Origin of the sequence: Siphonobacter sp. (assembly GCF_048595215.1) — a bacterium.
Lineage (GTDB): Bacteria > Bacteroidota > Bacteroidia > Cytophagales > Spirosomataceae > Siphonobacter.
Window position 1 is genome coordinate 1 of sequence record NZ_JBMDWJ010000198.1, and the last position, 3,880, is coordinate 3,880.

Here is a 3,880-nt window from a genome sequence, read left to right on the forward strand (position 1 = left end):
CTAGCGGAGAAAACCAATAGTTTCCGGATGGCTGCTCCGGCATTTCCCACGCCCTTGAAAGGAACGGCTGATATTCAGAAGTAACCCCACCGTACGAAGGACTGGCCGTGATGAGAAGTCTTCAAAAAAATTAAAACTGATTTTTTTTGAAATCTAAAAAAACGGCAATCTTTGTGCCCGCAATGCAAAAAATCGCTCAAGCATACCGTTACGAAATGACCCAACGTCAAAGTCTGACCCCAGATTTTGGACGGAAGGATCGTAATGGTTCCGGGCGAATGAGCTAGCAACTCAACGGATGACTTAGGCCTAAGTATCCCTATATAGCCCGGAACCGCGTGTTCCGGGCTTTTTTTGTTTTCCACCAATCCTTACAACCATGGAAACCCTATTAACCCAGGCCGATTTGCAAGCCCTGGGGATTACCCAGGAAGAGCTGCAAAAGCAGTTTCTTCGCGTCGGCAACGGCTTGATTTCGAACGGCGTTTATGCCAAAGATAAAGTACTGACCCTGCTGGCTCAACTGCTGGAGAATCCAAAGAAGTTTGCGTTTTCCCGCAACAAACTGACCAATCTGGGCGTAGCCGTTAAAAAGCTGGCTGATGCAGGTACGGCGATTCCACTTACGGAATACGCTCAGAGCCTGATTGCCGCTGAAGCAGCCCGTACGCCTGTATACGAACTTCCCGCTTTACCGGGACAAACCACGCGGGAGTTTGCCCTACGGGACGAGCCTCTGCCCTATCACATTTACGGGGCCAGTCAAATTGAGCAGGGTGCCCTTAAGCAGATGCAAACGGCCATGCAACTGCCGATTGCTCAGGCGGGAGCCTTGATGCCCGATGCTCACCAAGGTTACGGTTTGCCCATCGGTGGCGTACTGGCTACGACGGCGAATACCGTGATTCCGTACGCGGTCGGGGTAGATATTGCCTGCCGGATGTGTCTAAGTGTATTCGATTTACCGGCTACGATGATTGGCAACGAGCCTAAAACACTGAAAACCTTACTGGGAGATCACACCCATTTTGGTATCGGCTCAGAATCGCGGAAAAAGTTTGACGATACCCTGTTTGAACGTCCGGAATGGACTGCGACCAAACCTATTCGGGAATTACGCGATAAAGCATACCGCCAGTTGGGTACCTCGGGTACGGGCAATCACTTCGTGGAATGGGGTGAACTGGAGGTATTGTCTAACGACCTTTTACCGGCGGGGCGGTATCTGGCCCTGCTGTCGCACTCGGGCTCGCGGGGATTCGGAGGCAATATTGCCAACTACTATTCGAAACTAGCAATGCAGAAAACCAAACTCCCCAAAGAAGCCCAACACCTGGCCTGGCTGGATCTGGACTCGGAGGAAGGACAGGAATACTGGATTGCCATGAATCTGGCGGGCGATTACGCTTCGGCGAATCACCACGAGATTCATAATAAGATTGCTAAGGGGTTGGATCAATCGCCGTTGTTGATGGTAGAGAATCACCACAATTTCGCCTGGAAGGAAAAACTGGCCGATGGTCGGGAGGTCGTTGTGCACCGTAAGGGAGCTACGCCCGCGGGTCTGAATGACCTGGGTATTATTCCGGGTTCGATGACACAACCGGGCTATGTGGTACGAGGCAAGGGATTCGCGGAATCGCTAAATTCGGCTTCGCACGGGGCTGGCCGATTGATGTCCCGTACCAAAGCATTCCAGACGATTCAGAAAAAAGATGTACAGAAAGCCCTGGAAACGGCGGGCGTTACGCTTTTGGGCGGCGACCTTGACGAGGCTCCGATGGCCTATAAGAATCTGGAAGAGGTCATGGCGGCTCAGTCGGAGTTAGTAGAAGTACTGGCGAAGTTTTCTCCGAAAATCGTCCGGATGGCCGATGGTAAGGAGAAAGCGGAGGATTAGTTGGAGTGGGTTTGAAAGCGTTTGAAGATTCGATCGTCTTCAGGCTCCTCACTAAAACAATAACCACAGCATACACAGTGAAAAACGCCGTGTACGCTGTGGTTAAAATCAATTGTAGGGGTAAGCCCCTTCAACGAAGCCTTACTTCTTCGCCGTCGAGAATGAATACGGAGCATCCGCATCCGCAGTACCGCGTTTCTGGTTCGGTTTGGTTGACATTTGGAAGTTCAGCGTAGCTCCTTTCATGAGTTCATCGTGGCTGAGCCAGTTTTTGCTATACGCTTTTCCGTTTACATTCAATGACTGAATGTAACGAGTTTCGTCCGTGTTATTCGGAGCCGTAATCAGTACCTTCTTGCCGTTTTCCAGCTGGATCGTTGCTTTTTTAAATAGCGGCGTTCCTACCACGTACTGATCCGTACCGGGACATACCGGATAAAAACCCAGCGAAGAGAATACGTACCAGGCCGAAGTCTGACCATTGTCTTCATCGCCGCAGTATCCGTCGGGCGTGGGTTTGTACATGCGTTCCATCACTTCGCGGAGCCAGTACTGGGCTTTCCAGGGTTCGCCCGCGTAGTTGTAGAGGTAAATCATGTGCTGAATGGGCTGGTTACCGTGAGCGTAGTTACCCATATTCATGATTTGCATTTCGCGAATTTCGTGGATCACCTGTCCGTAGTATGAATCGTCGAAAATCGGCGGTACCACGAAAACGGAATCCAGCATGTTGACGAAGGCTTTCTTACCGCCCATCAGATCGGCCAATCCCTGTACGTCGTGGAAGACGGACCAGGTATAGTGCCAGCTATTGCCTTCCGTAAAGGCATCTCCCCATTTGAAGGGATTAAACGGCGACTGGAATTTACCGTCCTTGTTTTTACCCCGCATCAGTTTTGTTTCGGGATCGAAGAGGTTGCGGTAGTTCTGACTGCGTTTGGCAAATAGATCAATCTCGGTCTGGGGACGTTTCAGGGCTTTCGCCAACTGATAGATGGTAAAGTCGTCGTAAGCGTACTCGAGCGTACGGGCCGCGTTTTCGTTGATTTTTACGTCGTAAGGAACGTAGCCTAATTCGTTGTAGTACTTCACACCCTTCCGGCCTACCGAGCTGAGCGGGCCTTCATTTTGGGTATTTTTAAGGATACCTTCGTAAAGGGTATTAATGTCGAAACCACGGGCTCCTTTCAGGTAAGCATCGGCAATGAGTGAAGCGGAGTTCGAGCCAATCATACAGTCGCGGTGACCGGGACTAGCCCACTCGGGCAAAAAGCCGCTTTCTTTGTAGGCATTGGCCAGACCTTCCATGATGTGACCGTTCATCGTCGGGTACATCAGGTTAAAGAAGGGAAACTGGGCTCGGAAGGTATCCCAGAAACCATTGTCCGTGAACATGTAACCCGGCAGTACCTGACCATTGTAGGGACTGTAGTGCATGACTTTACCCGACGCGTCGAGTTCGTAGAACTTGCGGGGGAACAGCATCGAACGGTACAGACAGGAATAGAAGGTCCGCGTTTGATCCACGGATCCGCCTTCTACAGTTAGTCGGCTCATTTCCTGATTCCAGATTTTGCGGGCTTTTTCTTTCACCGTCGCAAAATCATCCTTACCGATTTCTTTTAGGTTCAGTTCGGCTTGTTCAGGACTGATGAACGAAGAAGCCACGCGGGCGTATACTTTCTCGCCCTTCTTGGTCAAAAAGCCTACTACGGCACCGACGTGGTTATCCTTTACTTCGAGCTGATTATTGACTACATTCTTACCACTCCAAACGGCCGTATTGGCAAAGGGGCGGTCGAATTGAATAACGAAGTAATTTTTAAAGTTGGCGGGTACACCACCACTGTTCTTCGTCGTATAACCGATGATCTTGTTTTCACCGGGAATGATTTTCACGTACGAACCTTTATCGAGAGCATCAATGACTACGCGGGATTCTTCGCTTTTGGGGAACGTGAACTGCAAAGCAGCCGCCCG

2 protein-coding genes are annotated in these 3,880 nt (G+C 50.5%); one reads left to right on the forward strand and one right to left on the reverse strand.

The features are described from left to right. Positions 1–379 precede the first annotated feature (379 nt). Positions 380–1,900: an RtcB family protein gene (locus ACOJTG_RS12225; RefSeq protein WP_420154067.1), complete on the forward strand. Its 1,521-nt coding sequence runs from the start codon at positions 380–382 to the stop codon at positions 1,898–1,900. A 141-nt stretch (positions 1,901–2,041) separates the two neighbouring features. On the opposite strand, the gene ACOJTG_RS12230 is transcribed toward ACOJTG_RS12225, so the two are convergent. Further along, positions 2,042–3,880, reverse strand: a 1,839-nt coding sequence (locus ACOJTG_RS12230; protein ID WP_420154068.1) for a GH92 family glycosyl hydrolase, incomplete at its 5' end; no start/stop codon positions are given.